24 protein-coding genes are annotated in these 22,115 nt (G+C 66.6%); 4 read left to right on the plus strand and 20 right to left on the minus strand.

Annotated features, from left to right (window positions below; all coding sequences use genetic code 11):
• Window positions 1-97: 97 nt before the first annotated feature.
• The 8 genes from queE to parE all read right to left on the minus strand — a co-directional run bounded on the left by queE (window position 98) and on the right by parE (window position 7,729).
• A complete protein-coding gene (queE, locus tag QFZ54_RS09815; protein ID WP_307086756.1) occupies window positions 98-730 on the minus strand; it encodes a 7-carboxy-7-deazaguanine synthase in 633 nt (210 codons plus the stop codon).
• 4 nt (window positions 731-734) lie between these two features.
• A complete protein-coding gene (gene queC / locus QFZ54_RS09820) occupies window positions 735-1,451 on the minus strand; it encodes a 7-cyano-7-deazaguanine synthase QueC (RefSeq protein ID WP_307086758.1) in 717 nt (238 codons plus the stop codon).
• Between the two features lie 315 nt (window positions 1,452-1,766).
• Window positions 1,767-2,708, minus strand: a complete 942-nt coding sequence (gene hslO, locus QFZ54_RS09825) for an Hsp33 family molecular chaperone HslO (RefSeq protein WP_307089366.1) — start codon at window positions 2,706-2,708, stop codon at window positions 1,767-1,769.
• 108 nt (window positions 2,709-2,816) lie between these two features.
• Window positions 2,817-3,737, minus strand: a complete 921-nt coding sequence (argF, locus tag QFZ54_RS09830) for an ornithine carbamoyltransferase (RefSeq protein ID WP_307086760.1) — start codon at window positions 3,735-3,737, stop codon at window positions 2,817-2,819.
• Window positions 3,738-3,877: 140 nt separating this feature from the next.
• Window positions 3,878-5,068, minus strand: coding sequence for an aspartate aminotransferase family protein (locus QFZ54_RS09835; protein WP_307086762.1), 1,191 nt, complete (start codon window positions 5,066-5,068; stop codon window positions 3,878-3,880).
• Between the two features lie 104 nt (window positions 5,069-5,172).
• Window positions 5,173-5,433, minus strand: a complete 261-nt coding sequence (locus QFZ54_RS09840) for a BrnA antitoxin family protein (protein ID WP_307086764.1) — start codon at window positions 5,431-5,433, stop codon at window positions 5,173-5,175.
• The gene (locus QFZ54_RS09845; RefSeq protein WP_307086766.1) at window positions 5,426-5,683 is read right to left on the minus strand and encodes a BrnT family toxin; all 258 of its coding nucleotides are present in this window, start codon (window positions 5,681-5,683) and stop codon (window positions 5,426-5,428) included. Before QFZ54_RS09845 ends, QFZ54_RS09840 begins: the two co-directional genes overlap by 8 nt.
• Before the next feature lie 36 nt (window positions 5,684-5,719).
• Entirely contained in the window at window positions 5,720-7,729 is a 2,010-nt protein-coding gene (gene parE, locus QFZ54_RS09850; RefSeq protein WP_307086768.1) for a DNA topoisomerase IV subunit B, read from the minus strand.
• A 159-nt stretch (window positions 7,730-7,888) separates the two neighbouring features.
• Here parE and QFZ54_RS09855 point away from each other — a divergent pair, with 159 nt between their 5' ends.
• Entirely contained in the window at window positions 7,889-8,734 is an 846-nt protein-coding gene (locus QFZ54_RS09855) for an outer membrane protein (protein ID WP_307086770.1), read from the plus strand.
• Between the two features lie 778 nt (window positions 8,735-9,512).
• Here QFZ54_RS09855 and QFZ54_RS09860 read toward each other — a convergent pair.
• Window positions 9,513-10,280, minus strand: coding sequence for a GcrA family cell cycle regulator (locus QFZ54_RS09860; RefSeq protein ID WP_307086772.1), 768 nt, complete (start codon window positions 10,278-10,280; stop codon window positions 9,513-9,515).
• A 65-nt stretch (window positions 10,281-10,345) separates the two neighbouring features.
• Between QFZ54_RS09860 and QFZ54_RS09865 the strand changes: the two genes are divergently transcribed.
• Genes QFZ54_RS09865 through QFZ54_RS09875 form a run of 3 tightly spaced genes read left to right on the plus strand, consistent with a single transcriptional unit; the run spans window position 10,346 to window position 11,922 of the window.
• Window positions 10,346-11,200, plus strand: coding sequence for an ABC transporter permease (locus QFZ54_RS09865; RefSeq protein WP_307086774.1), 855 nt, complete (start codon window positions 10,346-10,348; stop codon window positions 11,198-11,200).
• Entirely contained in the window at window positions 11,200-11,352 is a 153-nt protein-coding gene (locus tag QFZ54_RS09870) for a hypothetical protein (RefSeq protein WP_307086777.1), read from the plus strand. The genes QFZ54_RS09865 and QFZ54_RS09870 overlap by 1 nt, the downstream gene beginning before the upstream one ends.
• A 57-nt stretch (window positions 11,353-11,409) precedes the next feature.
• The gene (locus QFZ54_RS09875; protein WP_307086779.1) at window positions 11,410-11,922 is read left to right on the plus strand and encodes a hypothetical protein; all 513 of its coding nucleotides are present in this window, start codon (window positions 11,410-11,412) and stop codon (window positions 11,920-11,922) included.
• A 150-nt stretch (window positions 11,923-12,072) separates the two neighbouring features.
• On the opposite strand, the gene QFZ54_RS09880 is transcribed toward QFZ54_RS09875, so the two are convergent.
• From QFZ54_RS09880 to QFZ54_RS09930, 11 genes are all read right to left on the minus strand, one after another.
• Window positions 12,073-12,645, minus strand: coding sequence for a GNAT family N-acetyltransferase (locus tag QFZ54_RS09880; RefSeq protein WP_307086781.1), 573 nt, complete (start codon window positions 12,643-12,645; stop codon window positions 12,073-12,075).
• Window positions 12,642-13,436 carry a LysR family transcriptional regulator gene (locus tag QFZ54_RS09885; protein WP_307086783.1) on the minus strand — a complete coding sequence of 265 codons (795 nt, stop codon included), beginning with the start codon at window positions 13,434-13,436 and terminating at the stop codon, window positions 12,642-12,644. Before QFZ54_RS09885 ends, QFZ54_RS09880 begins: the two co-directional genes overlap by 4 nt.
• A 10-nt stretch (window positions 13,437-13,446) precedes the next feature.
• Complete coding sequence (apaG, locus tag QFZ54_RS09890) at window positions 13,447-13,845, minus strand: Co2+/Mg2+ efflux protein ApaG (protein ID WP_307086785.1); 399 nt, start codon at window positions 13,843-13,845, stop codon at window positions 13,447-13,449.
• Window positions 13,842-15,047 carry a trans-sulfuration enzyme family protein gene (locus tag QFZ54_RS09895; protein WP_307086787.1) on the minus strand — a complete coding sequence of 402 codons (1,206 nt, stop codon included), beginning with the start codon at window positions 15,045-15,047 and terminating at the stop codon, window positions 13,842-13,844. Before QFZ54_RS09895 ends, apaG begins: the two co-directional genes overlap by 4 nt.
• A gap of 183 nt (window positions 15,048-15,230) precedes the next feature.
• Complete coding sequence (locus tag QFZ54_RS09900) at window positions 15,231-16,328, minus strand: glycosyltransferase family 2 protein (protein WP_307089368.1); 1,098 nt, start codon at window positions 16,326-16,328, stop codon at window positions 15,231-15,233.
• A gap of 10 nt (window positions 16,329-16,338) precedes the next feature.
• Entirely contained in the window at window positions 16,339-17,385 is a 1,047-nt protein-coding gene (gene leuB / locus QFZ54_RS09905) for a 3-isopropylmalate dehydrogenase (protein WP_307086789.1), read from the minus strand.
• Window positions 17,386-17,425: 40 nt separating this feature from the next.
• On the minus strand, window positions 17,426-18,157 hold the full coding sequence (gene recO, locus QFZ54_RS09910) for a DNA repair protein RecO (RefSeq protein WP_307086792.1): 732 nt from the start codon (window positions 18,155-18,157) through the stop codon (window positions 17,426-17,428).
• Between the two features lie 90 nt (window positions 18,158-18,247).
• A complete protein-coding gene (gene uvrC / locus QFZ54_RS09915; protein WP_307086794.1) occupies window positions 18,248-20,173 on the minus strand; it encodes an excinuclease ABC subunit UvrC in 1,926 nt (641 codons plus the stop codon).
• Between the two features lie 343 nt (window positions 20,174-20,516).
• Window positions 20,517-20,837, minus strand: coding sequence for a DMT family transporter (locus QFZ54_RS09920; RefSeq protein ID WP_307086796.1), 321 nt, complete (start codon window positions 20,835-20,837; stop codon window positions 20,517-20,519).
• A 158-nt stretch (window positions 20,838-20,995) separates the two neighbouring features.
• Window positions 20,996-21,568, minus strand: a complete 573-nt coding sequence (locus QFZ54_RS09925; protein ID WP_373458592.1) for a F0F1 ATP synthase subunit B family protein — start codon at window positions 21,566-21,568, stop codon at window positions 20,996-20,998.
• Window positions 21,569-21,605: 37 nt separating this feature from the next.
• Entirely contained in the window at window positions 21,606-22,100 is a 495-nt protein-coding gene (locus QFZ54_RS09930) for a F0F1 ATP synthase subunit B family protein (protein WP_307086799.1), read from the minus strand.
• Window positions 22,101-22,115 lie beyond the last annotated feature (15 nt).

Genomic DNA, 22,115 nt, shown 5'->3' on the forward strand with positions numbered 1-22,115 from the left:
CGGCGATCTCTCTGATCCCGTCACCCCCGCGAAAGCTGGGGTGACGGACTAGGGGATGGGGTATTCCTGGTCTCGCGCACGATCGCGCGGCACACTCTCAGCGCAGGCCGAGCAGCTTGTGCGTCTGGAGCGAGAGCCGCCACTGCGGGCGTTCCATGACCAGATCGACGCACGCCTCCCGGTTCGCATCCGCCCGCGGATCGTCGAGCGGCTGGAGCAGGAAATTCGCGAAGTCCCAGGTCTCGACCTCTTCGATGTCGCTGCCCGGCTGCGGCCAGACCAGCTTCAGCTCGTGCCCGGCGCGCTGGACGACGATGCTGCCTGCCTTGGGACTGATGCAGATCCAGTCGATACCGGAATGCGCCGGGATCGTGCCGTTGCTCTCCATCGCGATCCGGAAGCCCTCGTCGTGCAGCGCATCGACGATCGCGTCGTCGATCTGCAGCATCGGCTCGCCACCGGTCAGGACGACGAAGCGGTCGCGCGCGCCCTCTCCCCAAAAGCCCGCGACCGCCGAGGCCAAGGCCCGCGCGTCGGCGAACTTGCCGCCGCCGAGCCCATCGGTGCCGACGAACTCGGTATCGCAGAACTTGCATACCGCGGTGGCGCGGTCCTGTTCGCGGCCCGACCACAGGTTGCAGCCGGCGAACCGGACGAACACCGCACGGCGGCCGGCATTCACGCCCTCGCCCTGCAGCGTGAGGAACATCTCCTTGACGGCGTAGCTCATGGCGTCAGGCCGGCCCAAATGCTGGGGGCACGGCGTAACGCGTCGGGTCGGCGATCCCGGCCTCGTCGAAACCACGCGCGCGCAGGCGGCAGCTGTCGCACTCGCCGCAATGCTCGCCGGCGGGCGTCGGATCGTAGCACGACCAGCTCAAGCCCAGGTCGAGCCCGAGGCGCGTGCCTTCGCGAACGATGTCCGCCTTGGTCATCATCTGGAGCGGCGCCTGGATGCGGAACGGTTCGCCCTCGACGCCGGCCTTCGTGGCGAGTTCGGCTAGCCCTTCGAAGGCCGCGATGAACTCGGGTCGGCAATCGGGATAACCGGAATAGTCGAGCGCGTTGACGCCGATATAGATGTCACGCGCGCCCGCCGCCTCGGCCCAGCCGAGCGCGAGGCTGAGGAAGATGGTGTTGCGCGCGGGAACGTAGGTGACGGGGATGCCGCCGCCGTCCTCGGTACCCGCACCGTCCTTCGGCACGTCGATATCGGCGGTCAGCGCGGAGCCGCCGAATGCGGACAGGTCCATCGGCAGGACGATGTGGCGTTCGGCACCGAGTGCGCTGGCGACGCGGCGCGCGGCGTCGAGTTCGATCCGGTGACGCTGATTATAGTCGAACGACAGCGCGAGCACGCGCTGGCCGGCTTCGCGCGCGAGTGCGGCGGATACCATCGAGTCGAGCCCGCCCGAGACGAGGGCGACCGCAAAGGGAGCAGGGGATGTCATGATGCGTGTTCGCTAGGCCAGCGAACGCAAAAAAGAAAGGGCCGCCCGGTGGAGCGGCCCCGAGTTTGGCGCGGGATGCGCGCCTTAAGGGAGTAAACGTGCTGAATAAGAGCACGTGGGTAGAGGTAGGGGTGAGACGTAAAAACGACGTTAACGCCGCGCCTTCCCCTCTCCCCTGGGGGAGAGGGAGGGAGCAGCCGCTTGGCTGCGGAAGGGTGAGGGGTGGTTGGGATTAGCGTCCGGAGCCTCACTCCCCTCACCCTCCCACGCGCAAGTACGCGCGGGCCCCTCCCTCTCCCCGGAGGGGCGAGGGTATTAGGCGTCGACCGGAACGGGGAATTTCTTCGCGCAGAACGCGCAGTCGACGATGATGAAGCCGGTTTCATCCGCCATCGACTGGCGTTCTTCCAGCGGGAATTTGGAGATCACGCCCTTGATATAGTCCGGATCGCAGCGGCACCCGCGGACTATCGGGATATCCGCGAGGATGCGGACGTCCTCTTCCTCGTTGAACAGCCGCCACACCAGCGTTTCCAGCGGCAACGTCGCATCCGTCAGTTCATCCGCGCTCATCGTCGAGCCGAGCGTGGCGACATGCTCCCATTCCGGGTGGTCGAGCTTGGTGTGCAACCGCTCGCGGCCATCCTCGCCCTCGGGAAGGTGCTGGAGGAACAGGCCGCCGGAGATACAGCGACCGTCGGGGCCCTTCGCCATGCCGGTGCGGATCATCGTCGGGATCTGCTCGGACTGCGTGAAATAGCTCTGCGCGGCCTGCGACAGCGTGTCGCCGTCGAGCGGCACGATGCCTTGATAGCGTTCGTTGCTGCTCGCCATGTCGAACGTGATCGCCAGATAGCCGGCACCGAACAGCGCGAACAGCGATGGCTCGGCGGGGGCTTCGGCGAGCTTGTCCGCGTCGTATTCGATGTACCCACGCACTTCGCCGCCGCGGTAATCGCAGACCAGTAGCTGGACGACGCCATTGTCGGTGCGCGTCTGCATCGTCAGCTGACCGCTCGAATCCTTGAGCGTCGAGCCGATCAGCGCGGCAAGCGTCAGCGCCTCGGCGAGTAGCTTCTCGATCGCGGGCGGGTAAGCGTGCGCGGCGAGCACTTCATCGAGCGCGGTGCCAAGCCGCACGATCCGGCCACGGGCACTACGCGCGGGGATCGCGAAGGCCAGCGCGCGGTCGAGATCGGTCATGTTGGGGTCGTTCACCATCATTCCTTCGTCATCCTCGCGCAGGCGGGGATCCATCATGGCAAACGACCGTGAAAGCCGAGCCGGTAGCGTTTATGGGTTCCCGCCTCCGCGGGAATGACGAAAATGGGGAGCTAGACCCGTGGCTTCAACCGACACGCCCCCTCAACCGATCTGCCCGAAGCACCAGCGCAGCACCGACTTCTGCGCGTGGAGGCGGTTCTCGGCCTCCTGCCAGATCAGCGACTGCGGACCGTCGATGACGTCCGACGTGACCTCTTCCTCGCGGTGCGCGGGCAGGCAGTGGAGGAACTTCGCGTCGGGCTTGGCCATCGCCATCAGTGCGGCATCCACCTGATACGGCGTCAGCGCCTTCAGCTTCGCCTCGGCATGCGCCTGGCCCATCGAGATCCAGGTGTCGGTGACGACGATGTCCGCCCCCTCGACCGCTTCGCGTGGGTCGGAGACGACGCGCGCCCTGCCCGACGCCCGAACGATCGCTTCTTCCTCGGGCTGGAACCCCTGCGGGCACGCCGCGACGACATCGAACTGCATCAGCCCGGCCGCCTCGACGATCGAGGCGAGCACGTTGTTCCCGTCGCCGAGCCACGCGACCTTGAGGCCGGGGAGCGTCTTGCCGCTCTCGATGATCGTCAGCAGGTCGGCCATGATCTGGCACGGATGCGACGCGTCGGTCAGACCGTTGATGACCGGGACCGACGCGTAATGCGCCATCTCCTCGATCTTGGCGTGATCGTCGGTGCGGATCATGATCGCGTCGACATAGCCCGACAGGATGCGCGCGGTGTCGGCGATCGACTCGCCGCGCCCGAGCTGCATCGAGCCGCCGTCGGACACGATCGAGGTGCCGCCGAGCTGGCGGATCGCCATGTCGAACGAAAAGCGCGTACGGGTGGAGCTCTTCTCGAACACCATCGCGAGCGTGTGGCCGGCGAGCGGCGCGTCGGCGTCGGCGCGGCCCTTGGGGAAGCCCGCTCGTGCGGCCTTGCGGTCGAGCGCGTCGGCGAGCATCGCGGCGATGCCGTCGGCTCCAGCGTCGGTGAGATTCAGAAAATGGCGGGTCATAATATCCTCCCCGGCATGGGGAGGGGGACCGCTTGCAAAGCAAGTGGTGGAGGGGGACCTCCACGGTGCTTTGCTGCGGGGCGATCCCCCTCCGCCATGCTTCGCATGGTCCCCCTCCCCGCGTGCGGAGAGGATTTAAATCAATCGTCGGCAGCCGGCACGTACACTCGCGCGGCGGTCGACAGCTTGTCGATGCACTCGGCGATGTGGCTCTCGTCGATCACCAGCGGTGGCAGGATGCGGATGACGTTCTCGCCTGCCGACACCAGCAGCAGATTGTGATGATCGCGCGCGAACGCGACGAACGCGCGGCTGTCGCTCTTGAGCTTCAGTCCGAGCATCAGCCCGGTGCCGCGGACGCTGTCGAACAGGTGATCGTGGTTCGGGATCATCTGTTCGAGCCCCTGCCGCAACCGGTCGCCCATCGCCGTGACGTTGTCGAGGAAACCGTCCTCGAGCATCACGTCGAGCACGGCCTCGCCCGCTGCCATCCCGAGCGGGTTACCGCCATAGGTGGAGCCGTGCGTGCCGGCGACCATGCCCTTGGCCGCTTCCTCGGTCGCGAGGCACGCGCCGAGCGGGAAGCCGCCGCCGATACCCTTGGCGACCGCCATGATGTCGGGCGTAATGCCGTACAGCTCGTGCGCGAAGAACTTGCCGGTGCGTCCGTAGCCGCACTGGACCTCGTCGAGCACCAGCAACAGGCCATGCTCGTCGCACGCTTTCCGCAAACCGGTCAGGAACTCGTGGCTAGCCTGGCGGATGCCGCCCTCGCCCTGGATCGGCTCGACCAGGAATCCGGCCGTGTTGTCGTCGATCAGCGCGAGCGCGCCTTCGAGATCGTTGAAGTTCGCATAAGCGAACCCCGGCAGCAACGGCTCGAAGCCGTCGCGCATCTTCGCCTGGTTGGTGGCCGAGATCGTCCCCAGCGTGCGCCCGTGGAACGCGGTGTCGAACGTGATCAGCGTGTGCCGCTGCGGATTGCCATTGGCGAAATGATAGCGCCGCGCGGTCTTGATCGCGCACTCGACCGCTTCCGCACCCGAATTGGTGAAGAACACGGTGTCGGCGAATGTGTTGTCGACCAAGCGCTGCGCGAGATGCTCGCCCTGCGGCGATCCGTACAGGTTCGACACGTGCATCAGCGTCGCGGCCTGCTCGGTGATCGCCTTGGTCAAATGCGGATGGCCATGGCCGAGCGCGTTGACCGCGATGCCGCTGGCGAAATCGAGATATTGCTGGCCGTCCTCGCCATAGAGGTACGCGCCCTCGCCTCGGACCGGACGCACGCCACACCGCGGGTAGACGGGCATGAGCGGGGTGATGGTCACAAGCGCTTCCTTTCCGAAACGAGAAGGGCGACCCACTGGCCGCCCGGAATGCCTAATACGGACGCAGGGGGAGACGCGTCAACCTCGGCGGGCGCGCTATCGTGTCAGACTTTAGCTTGCCGCAACGCTTCGTTCATTCGCGACTGCCAGCCGGGACCGGTCGCGCGAAACTTGTCGAGCACGTCTGGGTCGAGGCGCAGGGTCACGGTCTTCTTGGTGGGCGCGGCTTGCGGGCCGCGGCGCCGGACCAGTAGTGCGGCGACCTCGGGCGGCAGCATTTCGGAAGCTGGCCGGGCTTCGGCGATCATCTCATCGGTCCAGATCGGATTGTCGTCATAATCCGGCGGCGGCGGGCCCTTACTCATACCGTCTCATCTCCTTCTCATGCGCCCTGCGAAAGCTGATGACCCGCGCGACGGCACTCGCAACCGTGAAGACGACGCAATATCCCCGGCCGCCGATCCGGCCGCGTGCCAGCAACCTGGTTTCGCCGTAATCGTGCCGATCATCGACATAGATACTCGGATCGGTATCAAATCCGCGAAATTCGGCCAGAGACAGCCCGTGCTTGGCGATATTCGCCGCGTCCTTATCTGGATCGAACGTGATCTCCATCTAGCCCCCCGGCTCAAATTGTCAATACGATTTACGCTACGCGTCGATCGCTTCCTCGTCCATGCGGCCGGCGTTTTCCTGGATGAAGGCGAAGCGGTGCGCGGGGTTGTTGCCCATCAGGCGGTCGACCAGGTCCTTTACCTGCGCGCGCTCTTCATATTCCTGGGGCAGCGTGATGCGGAGCATGCCTCGGGTGGCGGGGTCCATCGTCGTTTCGCGGAGCTGGCTCGGGTTCATCTCGCCGAGACCCTTGAAGCGGCCGACGTCGACTTTCTTGCCCTTGAACACGGTGCGTTCGAGTTCGGCGCGGTGGGCGTCGTCGCGGGCGTAGACGCTCTTGGTGCCGACCGTCAGGCGGTAGAGCGGCGGTTGGGCGAGGTAGAGATGCCCGCGGCGGACGAGTTCAGGCATTTCCTGGAAGAAGAACGTCATCAGCAGCGTGGCGATGTGAGCCCCATCCACGTCTGCGTCGGTCATGATGACGATGCGTTCGTAGCGCAGCGTATCCGGGGTGCAGTCCTTCCGGGTGCCGCAGCCCAGCGCGAGCGTCAGGTCGGCGATCTCCTGGTTGGCGAAGATCTTCGCGCTGGTCGCGGACGCGACGTTGAGAATCTTGCCGCGGATTGGGAGAATCGCCTGCGTTTTCCGGTCACGCGCCTGCTTCGCCGAGCCGCCTGCCGAATCGCCTTCGACGATGAAGAGTTCGGTGCCTTCGGGCGAGTTGGCGGAGCAGTCGGTGAGCTTGCCCGGCAGGCGCAGTTTGCGCGCGGAGGTCGCGGTCTTGCGCTTGACGTCACGTTCCTGCTTGCGGCGCAGGCGTTCGTCCATCCGCTCCAGCACATAGTTCAGCAGCGCCTTGCCGCGCTCCATGTTGTGGCTGAGGAAATGATCGAAATGGTCGCGCACCGCCTTCTCGACGAGGCCGGCGGCTTCTGGGCTGGTGAGGCGATCCTTGGTCTGGCTCTGGAATTGCGGCTCGCGGATGAAGACCGACAGCATCAGTTCGCTGCCGACCATGACGTCGTCCGCGCTGATATCCTTCGTTTTCTTGTTGCCGACGAGGTCGCCGAACGCGCGCAGGCCGCGGACCAGAGCCTGGCGGAGGCCTTGCTCATGCGTGCCGCCGTCGGGGGTCGGGATGGTGTTGCAATACCAGCTGTACGAGCCGTCGCTCCAGAGCGGCCACGCGACCGCCCATTCGACGCGGCCCTGCGTTTCGCCGTTCGCGCTCGGGAAATCCTGCGAGCCGGAGAAGAAGTCGGTGGTCGCGCATTCGCGGCCGGCGATCTGATCGCGGAGGTGGTCGGCTAGGCCGCCGGGGAACTGGAACACGGCTTGTGCCGGCGTGTCGTCGCCGATCAGGTCGGGGGCGCAGTGCCAGCGGATCTCGACGCCGGCGAACAGGTACGCCTTCGAGCGGACGAGCTTGTAGAGGCGCTGCGGCTTGAAGTTCAGTTCGGTGCCGAAGATCTCGGTATCGGGGGTGAACGCGACGCTGGTGCCGCGCCGGTTGGGCGTGGGGCCGAGATGCTCGATCGGGCCGAGCGTCTGGCCCTTGGCGAAGCGCTGGCGGTAGAGTTGCTTGTCGCGCGCGACCTCGACGACGGTGTCGGACGACAACGCATTGACGACGCTGATGCCGACACCGTGCAGGCCGCCCGAGGTCGCATAGGCCTTGCCCGCGAACTTGCCGCCCGAGTGGAGCGTCGAGAGGATCACCTCCAGCGCGGACTTGTCGGGAAACTTCGGGTGCGGGTCGACCGGGATGCCGCGGCCATTATCGACGATCGTCAGGCGATTGTTCGCCTCCAGCGTTACCTCGATCCGCGTCGCGTGGCCGGCGACCGCCTCGTCCATCGCGTTGTCGAGCACTTCGGCGGCGAGGTGGTGCAGCGCGCGCTCGTCGGTGCCGCCGACGTACATGCCGGGGCGGCGGCGTACGGGTTCGAGGCCTTCGAGCACCTCGATCGAGGATGCATCATAGGTATTGGCGGCGGTCTTGCCGGCGCCGGGCGTCGAGGGGGACGCGAACAGATCTTCAGCCATGGCGAGAGCGTAGCCCGAGGCGTGAGACAAAGCCACAGGCTCCGTTTGTTCTCCCTGTTGCCGGAAAGCCACATTGACGCAGATTGTTAATCTAGCTGCATAATTTTCCCGCGATCGGCCGTTTATGAAAAACCTGTCATGAAATTTCCGGGAGTGAATATGAACAAGACGATGATGGTGGCGCTTGCAGGCGTTGCCGCTTTGGGTTTCGCGGCACCCGCCGCCGCACAGGACATGACCGACGACGCGCCGTTCAGCGGCGTCTATGTCGGCGGCTCGTTCGGCTATGACGTGCAGCCCAACGACGACGGCGAGTCGATCGCATTCGATCGCAATCTGGATGGCGTCTTCGGCGACACCATCTCGACTGCGACCGTAGCCAACGCGTTCTCGCCGGGCTTCTGCAACGGCCGTGCGACCAGCAACATCGCGCCTGCGGTCGGTGGCCGTGGCTGCCGTAGCGACAAGGACGGCATCGGCTATTCGGCACGCGTCGGCGCGGATTACCAGCGCGGCAACATCGTCGTCGGCGTGGTCGGCGAGTTCGGCAAGAACGAGATCAGCGACAGCGTCTCGGCGTTCAGCACCACGCCTGCCTTCTACACGATGACGCGCGACCTGAAGTGGGAAGCATCGGCACGCGGCCGCCTGGGCTATGCGGCGAACACGACGCTGTTCTACGGCACGTTCGGCGTCGGCTATGCCAACATCGACAACAGCTTCACGACCGGCAACACGGCGAACACCTTCACCACCAACGGTGGCAGCAAGGAATGGGGCATCGTCGGTGGCGGCGGCATCGAGCAGAAGCTGGGTCGCAACTTCTCGGTGGGCCTTGAGTATCAGTACCACCAGTATCAGGACACCGACTACCGCGTCCGCGCATCGGGCGGTCCCGCTGGCGGTCCCTTCACGCGCGGCAATGCGTCGGGGACGGACTTCCGCCGCAGCTTCGACGATTTCCGCTGGCACAGCCTGCGCGCCACGGCTGCGTTTAGGTTTTGAGGCGAAGGGCGGCCGCTGCCACGCTGGCAGCGGACTCGCCCGAGCCCGGCCGGCGCGGCTCGCCGCGTCCGACGACATGGGCTTTGCCCATGGCTAGCGAGGTGTGAAGAAGGCCGCTTCCTCAGGTGAGGACGCGGCCTTTTTCTTTTGCACGTTCGATGTTCCAAGTGGTGATCCACACGCTTCGCCATCCTGGCGAAAGTCAGGGCGCAGAGCCAGATACGTTGCCGCTCGGTATCCTGGGTCCTGACTTTCGTCAGGATGACGGGAGGGTGTTGTGGGGGCGTGGCCTACTTTATCAGCGTACTTCGACTTAGCACGTTCCGGCACTGAGACCGTTGCCCGCCAAAGGTTGTTTCCCCGCGAAGGCGGGGAATCAGACTGGGCTCCCGCCTTCGCGGGAGAACAAGGAAAGCATGCTCCTCCCTACGTACCACCCCGGTGGAGGCCGGGGCCCAACTGGGGAACGTTGCTAACAGAGCGAAGCGCACGATTACCAACACCTTCCCAGTTGGGCCCCGGCCTTCGCCGGGGTGGTGCCTCTTGAAGTCGGGGTGGTAGCAGTTTTGAAAAAGGCCGCATCCCCGAACGAGGACGCGGCATTTTGCTCGCGGTTTGTGAGTCAGCGGTGCCCCACCCGCTCCGTCATCCTGACGAAAGTCAGGACCCAGAGCCAAATACGTCGCCGCTTGGTATCCTGGGTCCTGACTTTCGTCAGGATGACGGGAGCGCGTTAAGGCGGCGGAGGTGGTTTACGGAGCCCACCTCCAGAACAGGCTCACCGAGGCCGCGGGCCGCCGAACGGCAGTGGCGGAGTCGGACGGCGATCGCGACGGGGCAACTGTGCCTGATACGCGTGGCCGCAATGATCGACGCAATACGGGAAGCCGGGGTTTACTGCCTTGCCGCAGAAGTGAAAGTCGGGCTCGCCGGGATGGCCGAGCGGCCATTTGCAGATGCGGTCGTTCAGTTCGAGCAGGCTCGTCTTGTTCGCCATCTCGGCGGACGGCTTGGCGGGGACGAGGCGACGCGGCGGGGCGGGCGTGCTTGGCGGCTGCTGCTCGCCGGGGGCCTGGCGGAGGAAGCCGCCGGGGCCGACCGAGCGTAGGATCGGCTGGGGCGCGCGAACTGGGGCGACGACGGCCGGAGCAGCCTCGTCCTCGTCTTCGTCCTCTTCGTCCTCGGGTTCTTCGGCGACCGGCTCTGGCTCGACCGGTGCAGCGGGCTTGGCTGCTGCCACGACGGGCGGTACGACCGGTGCGGGCTTGGGGGCCTCGACCTCGCCCGGTTCCGGTGCGGCGACCGGCTCGGGAGCCGGTGTTGCTGCAGCCGATGCCGACGCTGCTGCTTCGGCCGCAGCCGCCGCCTTGGCTTCGGGATCGTTCGGCTTCACCGGCGACGGGCGCGCCTGTAGCTCGAGGCGGTGGGCCTTGCCGATGACGGCGTTGCGGCTAACGCCACCCAATGCTTCGGCGATCTGGCTGGCGGTCTGGCCGGCCTCCCACATCGTCTTGAGCGTCTGGATGCGCTCGTCGGTCCAGGACATGTTCGTTCCTTAGTCTACGTCAGCCGGGTTGCGGGCAGCAGCGGCAGCGATTACCCGCAACCTCCATGAGCAGCCAGCCCCCAATCGGTGAAATCCATTCGGCGGTACATTCCGCCCCCGGCGTTCCCGTCATCAAGAGCGTGAACTGGGAGGGATTGCGAACCCTCTATATCAAGGAGGTGCGCCGGTTCTTCAAGGTGCAGCTTCAGACGGTGTGGGCGCCGGCGATTACCACCCTGCTTTTTCTGATCGTGTTCACCATCGCGACGGGCGCGAGAAGCCCGGTTCCGGTCGATGGCCAGATCGTCGCGTTCGCCGATTTCATCGCGCCGGGGCTGATCATCGCGCAGGGCATGATGGGCCCGGCGTTCGCCAATGCGAGCTTTTCGCTGCTGGTCGGCAAGATGCAGGGCACGATCGTGGATTATCTCCAGCCGCCCTTGGCGACGGGTGAATTGCTGGCCGCGCTGGTTGGCGGTGCAGTCACTCGCGCAGTGATCGTCGGGATCGTCGTGTGGGCGGCGATGGCGCTGTATCCGGGCGTGCACGTGACGCCGCATGCACCGCTCGCCATCATCTGGTTCGGCTTTCTGGGCGCGGTGTTCCTCGCGCTGCTCGGCGTGCTGACGTCGATCTGGGCGGACAAGTTCGATCATGCGGCGGCGGTCACAAACTTCGTGATCGCGCCGCTGTCGCTGTTGTCGGGGACGTTCTATTCGGTCGACAAGCTGGCGCCCGCGTTCCGCGCGTTCAGCCATGCGAACCCGTTCTTCTACATCATCTCGGGCTTTCGCTACGGGTTCCTCGGGATTGCCGATTCGCCGGTGATGATCGGCGGGATCGTGATCCTGGTGATCGATCTGGTACTGGCGACGCTCTGCTACCGGTTGCTGAAGAGCGGGTGGAAGCTGAAGAACTGATGCGAGGCCTCGCGCTTTGGCGCGTGGCGTTGGCGGTGGCGGACCCGGTGTTGCGGGCGAAGGCGGAGGCGCTGGTCGCGATCCTTGATGGCCGCGGCGCGTATGACGCAGATTTTGCTGCGAGTTTCCGCGAGAAGGTGCCGAAGGCGTAATTCTCGACGACCGTCGAAAAGCTGCTGACGACGCTCGGGCGGGCGAAGGTCGATGCGATGGCGGAGGCGGCGGGCGGCCGCGTGCCGGTCATGACCACGCGCGAGATGTTCGTGCTGAAGGGTGATCCGGCGCTGACCAAGGCGTGGGCGGCGGGGTCGGTGGACGAGCGGCGGGCGTTGCTTGCCGACAATGCGGTGAAGTTCGCCACGGCCAAGCTGGATCCGACCGTGTTCGCGGGGAAGCCGGTGGCGATCGACAGCGTCGAATGGTTTGCGAGCCCGGCGGCGATGGCGGGGGTGCTGGATCGGTTGCGCGGCGCGGATGCTACGACTCGGGCGATCCTCGCCGTCAACGCGGGGCTCGATCCGGCGATCGCCAAGCGGTTTGGGTATGTCGGGTTCAAGGGTGGTGGCGAGCCGGGGGTGCTGAGCTTGAACTACCTGGTGCAGGCGAAGGACGGGCGTTGGTATGCGGCTACCGGGAACTGGCACCGGGCGGATGATGCGGTGAACGAGGTTCGGTTCGCGGGGTTGATGGGGCGCGCTTTGGCGTTGCTGGCGGGGCGGTAGGCGTACCGCGTACGCACAAAGCGCTGACTGGAACACGCGACGCACGCTTCCTGTCGTTCCCCCGCGCAGGCGGGGGTCCAGGGTTACCGAGGGTGACGTTCGTGATCCTGGGCTCCTGCGTTCGCAGGAGAACAGCAGAATGAATGAAGCTCAGGCCCGCCCGGCGGCCTGCCAGCTATCCGCGCACAGCCCGAAGATCAGGCTGTCGCGCAGCCCCAGATGCGTCTCCCATTCGTCGCGTAGCAGGCGTTCGCGGCGAAATCCCAACCGCTCCAGCAACAGGATCGATGCGGTATTCTCGGTATCCGCGTCGGCGAATACGCGGCTGCCGCCTTCCGCGAACAGACGGTCGATCACCGCGGACACGGCCTCACGCGCGATCCCGCGCCCCCAGGCCTCGCGCGCGAGGATGAAGCCGATCTCGGTCACCCCTGCCCCGTCGGCCTCGCTCCCCGAGACCCAGCCGATCGCGCGGTCGTCGCCGGTGCGGGTGATCGCCCAGGTGCGCTGGTTGCCCGGCGCGGCCTCCTCGGCGAGGTAGATGCGGACGTCGTCGACGCTGCCAAGCGGGCCGTCCGCCGAATACGCCATCAGCTCCGCATCGGCGAGCATCGGGTGCAACGCGGTCGCGTCGCCCTCGACGAGCGGACGCAGCCGCAGCCGTCGCGTCTTCAGTACCGGCGATACGCCGGCGCGCCGTGGTCTGCGTCCCGGCTGCCTCACGCGGTGAGCGCGTCCACGAGCGCCCGGACCTTCTTCTGGCGCCACTGCGGAAGCGGGGCGACCAGCCAATAGCCGCCCTTCGACGGCTGCGACTCGCCGATCAGCTGCACACGCGCCTGCGCCAGATCGCGGCGGGCGAGCAGTTCGGGGACGGTCGCGCGGCCAAGTCCCGCCGCGGCTGCGTCGATCGCTAGTCCGGCGTCGGTGACGCGGACCAGCGCGACGCCGTCCCCCGGTTCGCTGGGGCCCGACCATGCGATTGCGGCTTCGCTGTCGGTGCCGGGCCTGGCGATCGTCACCATGCCCTCCGACTCAAGCGCCTCGCCCTCATGCTCGCCCGGGCCATCGCCCCAGCGGATCGCGAGATCGAGATTGGCTTCGGTGAAGTCGACATTCTCGTCGGCGGTGATCAGCACGAAGCGAAGTTCGGGATCGGCTTCGGCGATCTGCGCGAGGCGCGGCATCAGCCACTTCTCGGTCAGGTCGCGCGGCGCGGCGATAGTCAGCGATTTCGACGACTGCCCCGCCTGCATCGCGCGCACGGCTTCCTCGAACTGGAGGAAGCCACCGCGGAGTGCGCCGAGACCCGCCTCGGCCTCGGGCGTCAGCTCCAGCCCGCGCGTGGTGCGGCGGAACAGCACGACGCCAAGCGTATCCTCAAGCGCACGGATCTGCTGACCGACCGCCGCCGGCGTCACTGCGAGTTCGTCGGCAGCGCGCGTAAACGACAGATGCCGCGCAGCCGCGTCGAGCACGCGCAGGCCGTTCAGGGGGAGATGCGTGCGCTTCATCGCGGATTCCTCAATTCAGCACCGCGGGCGCGAACAGCGAAAAGCGGGGGATTTCGACGGCGAACAGGGCGCCGTCTTCGCGGACCATCTGGTAGCTGCCCTGCATCGCGCCCGTCGGCGTCGCGAGTGGGCAACCCGAGACATAGTCGAAGCTCGCGCCGGGTTCGATCACGGGCTGTTCGCCGACCACGCCCTCGCCCTCGACCGAATGGCGCGCGCCGCGGCCGTCGGTGATCACCCAGTGGCGGGTGAGCAGTTGCACGCTCTCCTCGCCCTCGTTCTCGAGGCGGATGTGATACGCCCAGAACCAGCGGCCGCGCTCGGGCTCGGACTGTTCGGGAAGGTAACTGACCGACACGCGCACCGTCACCCCATCGGTCGTCGCCGCGTTGGGGAACAGCGCTTTCATAGGCCTGCCTGACGCAACGCCTGGTCGAGATCGTCGATCACGTCCTGCGCGTCTTCGAGGCCGACGTTGATTCGGAGAAGCCCCTCGGTCACGCCCATCTCGATCTGCTTGTCGGGGGAGACGCTGGCGTGCGTGGTCGATGCCGGATGCGTCATCAGCGAGCGCGAGTCGCCGATGTTGTTCGAGATGTCGACCAACTCCAGCGCGTCGAGCAGTGCGTGCGCCTGTTCGCGGCCCTCGACCTCGAATGCGAAGATCGGCCCGCACGCGTCCATCTGGCGCATCGCCAGTTCGTGCTGCGGGTGGCTCGGCAGGAAGGGATGCAGCACGCGCGGTACGCGGCCTTCGAGGAATTCGCCGACCTTCATCGCGTTTTCGGACTGGCGGTGGATCCGCAGGTCGAGCGTCTCGAGGCCCTTGAGGACCACCCACGCATTGAACGGCGACAGGGTCGGGCCGGTGTTGCGCGTGAAGGGCAGCAGCGTGTTGGTGATGAAATCTTCGGTCCCGCAGACCGCGCCGGCGAGCACGCGGCCCTGTCCGTCCATCATCTTGGTCGCGCTGTAGGCGGTGACGTCCGCGCCGAACTCCATCGGCCGCTGCAAGGCCGGTGTCGCGAACGCGTTGTCGACCACCGTCGTGATGCCGCGCTCCCGCGCGATGTCGCAGATCGCCTTCAGGTCGGCGATGTCCATCGTCGGGTTGGCGGGCGTCTCGAAGAAGAACACCTTCGTCTCCGGGCGGACCGCGTCGAGGAACGCCTGCGGATCGCGCGCATCGACGATCGTCGTGGCGATCCCGAACTTCGGGAGCAGCGTGTCCGTAAGCCAGCGGCACGAGCCGAACGCGGCGCGCCCGCCGACGAGGTGATCGCCGGTCTGGAGCTGGCACAGTAGCGCGGCGGTCATCGCCGCCATGCCGGTCGCCATCGTCCGGCACGCCTCGGCGCCCTCGATCAGCGCGATCCGTTCCTCGAGCATCTGGACGGTCGGGTTCTGGAGGCGGGAATAGGTCATCCCCTCCTGCTCGCCGGCAAAGCGCGCCGCGGCGTCGCCGGCCTTGTCGTAGCAATAGCCCGAGGTGAGGAACAACGCCTCCGACGTCTCGCCATATTCGCTGCGGGCGGTGCCGCCGCGGATGGCGCGCGTCGCGGGACGCCAATTCTGAGTGATCGAACGATCCTGGCCGGTCTTGCGCTTCATGCGCGCCGCTTTGCCGGGGGGGAGCCGGGATGACAAGCCTTGCGGGGGGTGGTGGCTTCATTCGCCCCTCCCTGGAAGGGAGGGGTTGGGGGTGGGTCGGGTTCCGGATCGAGGAACGGTCGCGACAAAAGCTGGCCTACCCACCCCCCAGCCCCTCCCTTTCAGGGAGGGGGGCCAGAAGGTTCAGTAGCGGCCCCAGGTGAATTTCGAGGACAGCGCGTAGTTCCAGACCGCGCCGACCAGCACGCCGACCAGCGCCGACGCCGCCCAAGCGCCGTCGCGCATCTCGTACAGGAAGGCGGCGATGCCGACGTTCGCGACGGCGCCGACCGAGCAGATCACCGCGAACGACACCCAGCCGTCGACCAGTTGCCGCCAGCCCTTCAGACGCCGATCGCGATAGGTCAGCGCATTGTTGAGGAAGAAGTTGAAGGTGAGCGCCACGAAGGTCGCGAGGATCTCGCTCGCGAGAAACTGCGCGCCGAGGCCCATGAACAACGCGGTCAGCACGGCCATGTGGATGCCGACGCCGAGCAGCCCGATCGCCGAGAACATCGCGAACCGCACGGGCACGAACCGCCCGAACATCCGGTCGTAGATCGCGATCAGATATTCCAGCGCGACGACGTGATCGAGTTTGCTCTCACCCTCAACGCGGACGCGGAAGGTGTAGGGAAGCTCGACGAAGCGCAGCGGCTGTGGCGAGGCGGTGAGCAGGTCCAGCAGGATCTTGAAACCGATCGCCGACAGCGACGGCGCGAGGCGGCGGACGATATCGGTGCGGATCATGAAGAAGCCGCTCATCGGGTCGCTGAGATCGGCCTTCAGCACCGCGCGCGACAGCCTGGTCGCGAACGCCGATTTGGCGACGCGGTCGCTGTCCCATGCGCCGGTGCCACCGCCGGCGACGAAGCGCGAGCCGATGACCACGTCGGTCTCGCCGTGGTGCAGGCGATCGAGCATCGCCGGCAACAGCGTCTCGTCGTGCTGGAGATCGCCGTCGATCACCGCGACGAACGGCGCCGCGGTGGCGCACATGCCCTCGATGCAGGCCGACGACAGCCCGCGGCGACCGATCCGCTGGATCACGCGAACCCGCGGATCGTGTCGTGCGATCGCGCGCGCGGCGCCGGCGGTATCGTCGGGACTGTCGTCGTCGACGAAGATCGCCTCCCAGTTGCGCCCGGCCAATGCCAGGTCGAGCCTGGCGATCAAGGTCGCGACGTTGGCCTTTTCGTTGAACGTCGGGATGACGAGCCCGAGTTCGAGCGCGTCGCCGATCACCGGCTGTTCAGGAGAGGTTTGCCAGCACCACGTCACCCATCTGGCGGGTCGACAGCGTGCCGCCGAGATCGGGCGTGCGCGCGCCGCTGAGGATCGCCGCCGCGACCGCCGCCTCGATCCGGTCGGCGGCGTCGGGCAGGCCGAGCGAATGGCGCAGCATCATCGCGGCGGAAAGGATCGCGGCGCACGGGTTGGCCTTGCCCTGCCCGGCGATGTCGGGCGCGCTGCCGTGGATCGGTTCGTACATGCCGCGGCCGGTGCCATCGAGCGCAGCGGACGGCAGCATGCCGATCGAGCCCGCGCACATCGAGGCCTCGTCCGACAGAATGTCGCCGAACAGATTGCCGGTGACGATCACGTCGAACTGGCCGGGGTTGCGCACCATCTGCATCGCCGCGTTGTCGACGTACATGTGCCTGAGTTCGACGTCGGGATAGTCCGCCGACACCTCGATCACGACGTCGCGCCAGAGCTGCGAGGTTTCGAGCACGTTGGCCTTGTCGACCGAGAGCAGCTTGCCCTTCCGGGTGCGCGCAGTCTCGAAGCCAACGCGGGCGATCCGCGCGATCTCCCTCTCGTCGTAGCGCATCTCGTCATGGCCTTCGCGCAGGCCGTCGGCGGTGGTGCGGATGCCCTTCGCGCCGAAATACACGTCGCCGGTGAGTTCGCGGACGATGACCATGTCGATCGACCGTGCGATCTCCGGGCGGAGCGCGGACGCGTCCTCCAGGCCGGCGAACAGCTTGGCCGGGCGAAGGTTGGCGAACAGGCCGAGGTCCTTGCGGAGGCCGAGGATTGCCTGTTCCGGGCGAAGATGACGCTCCAGACTGTCGCAATCGGGGTCGCCGACCGCACCGAACAGCACCGCATCCGCACGCCGCGCGAGGTCGAGCGTTTCGGGTGGGAGCGGATGCCCGACCGCCTTGTAGGCCGCGCCGCCGACGAAACCCTCTTCGTAGGTGAGGTCGAGGCCGAGCGTATCGAGCACGCGGCGGGCCTCCGACGTGACTTCGGGTCCGATGCCGTCACCGGCCAGTATCGCGATCAAGGGCATGTGCGTTCCTCCGCCGCCGCCCTTGCCGGGCGATGCGCGCTCACGCAACCGCCCTTTTGAGGCGATCCACCAGCCTGTCGCGCGCCGCCAGCGGATCGGCGCGGCGATCGACGAGGATGTCCCGCGCCAGGAAATGTCCGGTGAGACGCAGGCCATCGAATATATCGGTCCACTCCGCCTCGCCGCCGACCATCAGGAAGTCGGGCAAGCGCAGTAATTTTGCCTCGTATCCGAACGCCGCCCCGCGCGAAACCGCCGCGCCACTCCGGGGGGAGACGAACGCGAGGTCGTCGATTGCGCCGGTAGCCACGCACCGATCGAGATCGAGCCCGAACCCCAGTTCCGCCAGCATCAGCAATTCATAGCGAACCAACGCCGCCGCCCAGCCGCGGGCGGACGGTGCCCCCTCGATCGCGCTCAGCACGCCGTCGAGCGCATCGTGGATATGCGGATAGGGTTGCGCCTCCGGCAGGGCGGCGGCGGTCAGCGCGGTCGCCCATTCCAACGCACCGGCTGCGAGCGGCTCGCCGTGGAGCGTCGCACGGCTGTGAACCAGCTCGGCGGTCAACGACGCGAGTTGTTCGCCCGTCCGTGCGCGCCATTCGCCCTGGATGACATTGGCCTGGAGCAGCACCGGCCGCATCGCGCGCGAGCGACCACCACGGACATAGCCGGGCTGCACGCCGTCGCCGCGGGTGAGCGCACGCACGATCGCGCCATGCTCGCCGTGTTGGCGAACGGCGACGACGATGGCGGTTGCGCGGAGGTGCATGATCTACCTTCGAGCCTCGGCCGTTCCGACGCAACCGTTCTGCTTCCGGCTTGGGATGCGCGGGCTTCAGGTACGCCGCGAGCGGGGACGTTAGCGCGAGTGGTAGAAGTCGTAGACTTGTTGTGCGACGCCCGCGGATACCCCGGGCGCCTGTTGCAGGTCCTGGAGGCTCGCATTGCGGACCGCGCGGCCGGTGCCGAAGTGCATCAGCAACGCCTTCTTGCGTGCGGGGCCGATGCCGGGGACTTCGTCGAGCGGGCTGGCGCCGATCGCCTTACTGCGCTTGTCGCGGTGGACGCCGATTGCGAACCGGTGGACCTCGTCGCGGAGGCGCTGGAGGTAGAACAGCACCGGCGCGTTGACCGGCAGCTGGAACTCGCGGCCGTCGAGCATGTGAAACACTTCTCGGCCATCACGGCCATGTTCGGGGCCCTTGGCGATCCCGACGAGGCACACGTCCTCGACGCCGATCTCTTCGAGCGCGGCCTTCACCGTGTTGAGTTGGCCCTTGCCGCCGTCGATCAGCACCAGATCGGGCCAGTCGCCCGAATCCCGATCCGGGTCTTCGGCCTGCGCGCGCGAGAACCGCCGCGTGAAAACCTCGCGCATCATCGCGAAATCGTCGCCCGGCGCGGTATCCTTGTTCTTGATGTTGAACTTTCGATACTGGCCCTTGCGGAAGCCCTCGGGGCCGGCGACGACCATCGCGCCGGTCGCGGCGGTGCCCTGGATGTGGCTGTTGTCGTAGATCTCGATGCGTTGCGGGGGCTCGGCGAGGTCGAACAGGTCGGCGACCTCGCGCAGGAGTTTGGCCTGCGTGGTCGATTCGGCCTGGCGGCGCTCGATCGCCTCGATCGCGTTGCGCTTGGCCTGGTCCATCAGGCGGCGGCGGTCGCCACGTTGTGGCACCTGCAGCGCGACCTTGTAGCCGGCGCGCTCGCCGAGTGCCTCGACGAGCAGCGCGCCCTCGGGGAGGTCGCGGTCGAGCAGTATCTGCTTGGGCGGCGGGACCTCCTCGTAGAACTGGCCGAGGAAGCTGGTCAGCACCTCGTCCTCGGGGACGTCGTTGGTGTGCTGCGGGAAGAAGCTGCGATGGCCCCAGTTCTGACCGCCGCGGATGAAGAACGCCTGGATACCGATCAGGCCGTCCTTGCACGCCATCGCGAAGATGTCGGCGTCGCCCACCCCTTCCGCGTTGATCGCCTGCGTGCCCTGGATGAAGGTGAGCGCGCGGAGACGGTCGCGGAGCAAAGCCGCGAGTTCGAAGTCCATGTTCTCCGCGGCGGCCTGCATCTGCGCGCCGAGCTTGGCCTGCACGCCGGTCGACTTGCCGCCGAGGAACGCCTTCGCATCCTCGACCAGTTCCTTGTACGCCGCTTCGTCGATCCGCCCGACGCACGGCGCGGAGCAGCGCTTGATCTGGTAGAGCAGGCACGGCCGGTCGCGCGTCTTGAAGAAGCTGTCGGTGCAACTGCGCAGGAGAAACAGCTTCTGGAGCGCGTTGAGCGTGTTGTTGACCGACCCGGCGCTGGCGAACGGCCCGTAGTAATTGCCCTTCGCCCGGCGCGCGCCGCGATGCTTCTGGACGCGCGGGAAGGCGTGGTCGTCGCGCAGGAGGATGAACGGGAAGCTCTTATCGTCGCGCAGCAGCACGTTGTAGGCGGGGCGGTACCGCTTGATCAGCTGCGATTCGAGCAGCAGCGCCTCGGCCTCGTTGTTGGTGGTGACGATCGTCATCGACCGGGTCTGCGACACCATCCGCTGGAGGCGCTTGGTGAGGCGCTCTACCTGGACGTAGTTGGCGACGCGGTTCCTGAGCGCGCGCGCCTTGCCGACGTAGAGCACGTCGCCGCGGGCGTCCTGCATGCGGTAGACGCCGGGGCGGATCGGCAGAGTTTCGAGCACGTTGCGAATCGCCGCCACGCCGGCCGCGAGATCGGGCGCTTCACCGCCGCCTCGGACGGCGAAGGTGGATTTGTCTTCGTTGAACCGGTCGGGGGAATTGGGGGAGGACATCGCTTCGGAATCTAGGGAGTGCGAGGGGGTTATGCCAGCGGGAGGCAGTGATGTTCACGCGAAGGCGCGATGGCGCGAAGAGAAGGAGCAGTTTTGGTTCACGCGGAGACGCGGAGCCGCGGCGAGAAGTTTAGATCGATAACCTTCGCTTAAAACCGCCGGAGGCTAATATCCGCTTGCGGTTGCTCGGGGCATTAGCCCGGAACACAACAGCTCCGCGTCTCCGCGTCTCCGCGTGAACCCAGCTTCTCTTCGCGCCTTTGCGCCTTCGCGTGAATCAACTTTCTTCATGCCCTGCGGGCGAAGAGAGTCACGTTTCTTCATGCCCTGCGGGCGAAGAGAGTCACGCTTGCGCGAAGATCTTGGTGCCGACGATGCCGACCACGGTCAGGGCCATGAAGCAGGCCTGGATGCCGCTGACTTTGTCGCCGAACAGGATGACGCCGCCGATGATGACGCCGATCGCGCCTGCGCCGGTCCAGATCGCGTAGGCGGTGCCGGCGGGGAGGCCGCGCATCGCGAGGGCGAGCAGGCCCATGTTGACGAAGCTGAGGATGATCGGGACGCTGGAGGCCTGCCATGTGGCGACGGTGGCCGCCCATTTGAGGCTGAGCGCCCAGCAGATTTCGGTTACGACGGCGACGGCGAGGATGAGCCAGGACATGCGTGTTCTCCAACGGGCTCAGATTGGAGACTCGGCCGCCGGAAACCCGGGAAGAGACGGCCGTCGATAATGATGTGTTGCGGGAGGGACACGTGCCCTCACCTTCCCACTGCTTCGCAGCGGGCCCCTTCCTCTCCCCCGAGGGGAGAGGAGTAGGATCAGTTCAGGCGGCTGAGACCCGAGATGGAGCGGTCGACCATGGCGCGGTCGGCGGCGGCGTCGTGGTGCTCGGCGATCAGGATGCCGGCGGCCTTGGCCGCGGCATCGGCGGCGCGCGCGCGGACTTCGGCGATTGCGGCGCGTTCTGCGGCGGCGATCTTGTCTTCGGCCATCTTCGCGCGGCGGGTCATGAGGTCCTCGGCGCCGGCTTTGGCCTTGGCGATGATCGCCGCAGCTTCGTGATGCGCGTGAGCCTTCATCGCTTCGGCTTCGACGTGCGCGGTCTTGGCCTTTGCCTCGTATTCGGTGCGGATCGCTTCGGCTTCGGCACGGAGCGCCTTGGCTTCGTCGAGCTGGTTGCGGATGCCGGCGATGCGCGTGTCGAGCATCTTGCCGATCATCCCCGGAACCTTCTTCCAGATCATCAGCAGGATGACGACGATCATCGCCACCGCGACCCAACCGGTCGAGGTCAGGCCGAGCGCGGTCGGATCGGGAACATGCTCGACACCGCCGGGTGCAGTCGTGTGACCCTGGATGCCCTGGTTGTCGATCGCACCTTCGGGCGCCATGCCCTCTTCGTGGATGACCTTTGCGGCCGAATCTGGATTAGCCATGCGCCGTCGTCCTGCGTACCGCGTCGCTCGCCGCATCCAGGCTGACCTGGAGCCCTGCGACCTTGGCGGCCAATTGCTGTGCTGCCTCGGCGGCGACACCCTGAAGGTTAGCGAGAGCCTCGGCCTTCGCGTTGGCTACCGCCAGATCGTGATGACCCAGACGCTCGGCGAGTTCGGCATCGGCCGCATGAACCTGCTGCTCGAATGCAATAGCCGCACGCTTCGCAGCGGCAGCGGTCTCGGCCTGCGCCGCGGTACGCGCCGCGTCCATTTCGGCCTGCCAGTTCGCCTGGACCGTATCGGCCTGCGCACGAGCAGCGACCGCCGCCGCCAGATCGCCAGCGATCCGGCCTTCGCGCGAGTCCACGTTGGACACGATCTTTGGCACCATTCCCTTGCCGATCCCGAAATACAGGATGCCGAAGGTGAGGAGCAGCCAGAAGATCTGCGAGGCGTAGGTGGCGGCTATCTGGGCAATCTGGGGCATTGGTCTGTCCTGCGT

This window comes from Sphingomonas faeni, assembly GCF_030817315.1.
In the GTDB taxonomy this organism is placed as follows: Bacteria; Pseudomonadota; Alphaproteobacteria; order Sphingomonadales; family Sphingomonadaceae; genus Sphingomonas; species Sphingomonas faeni_C.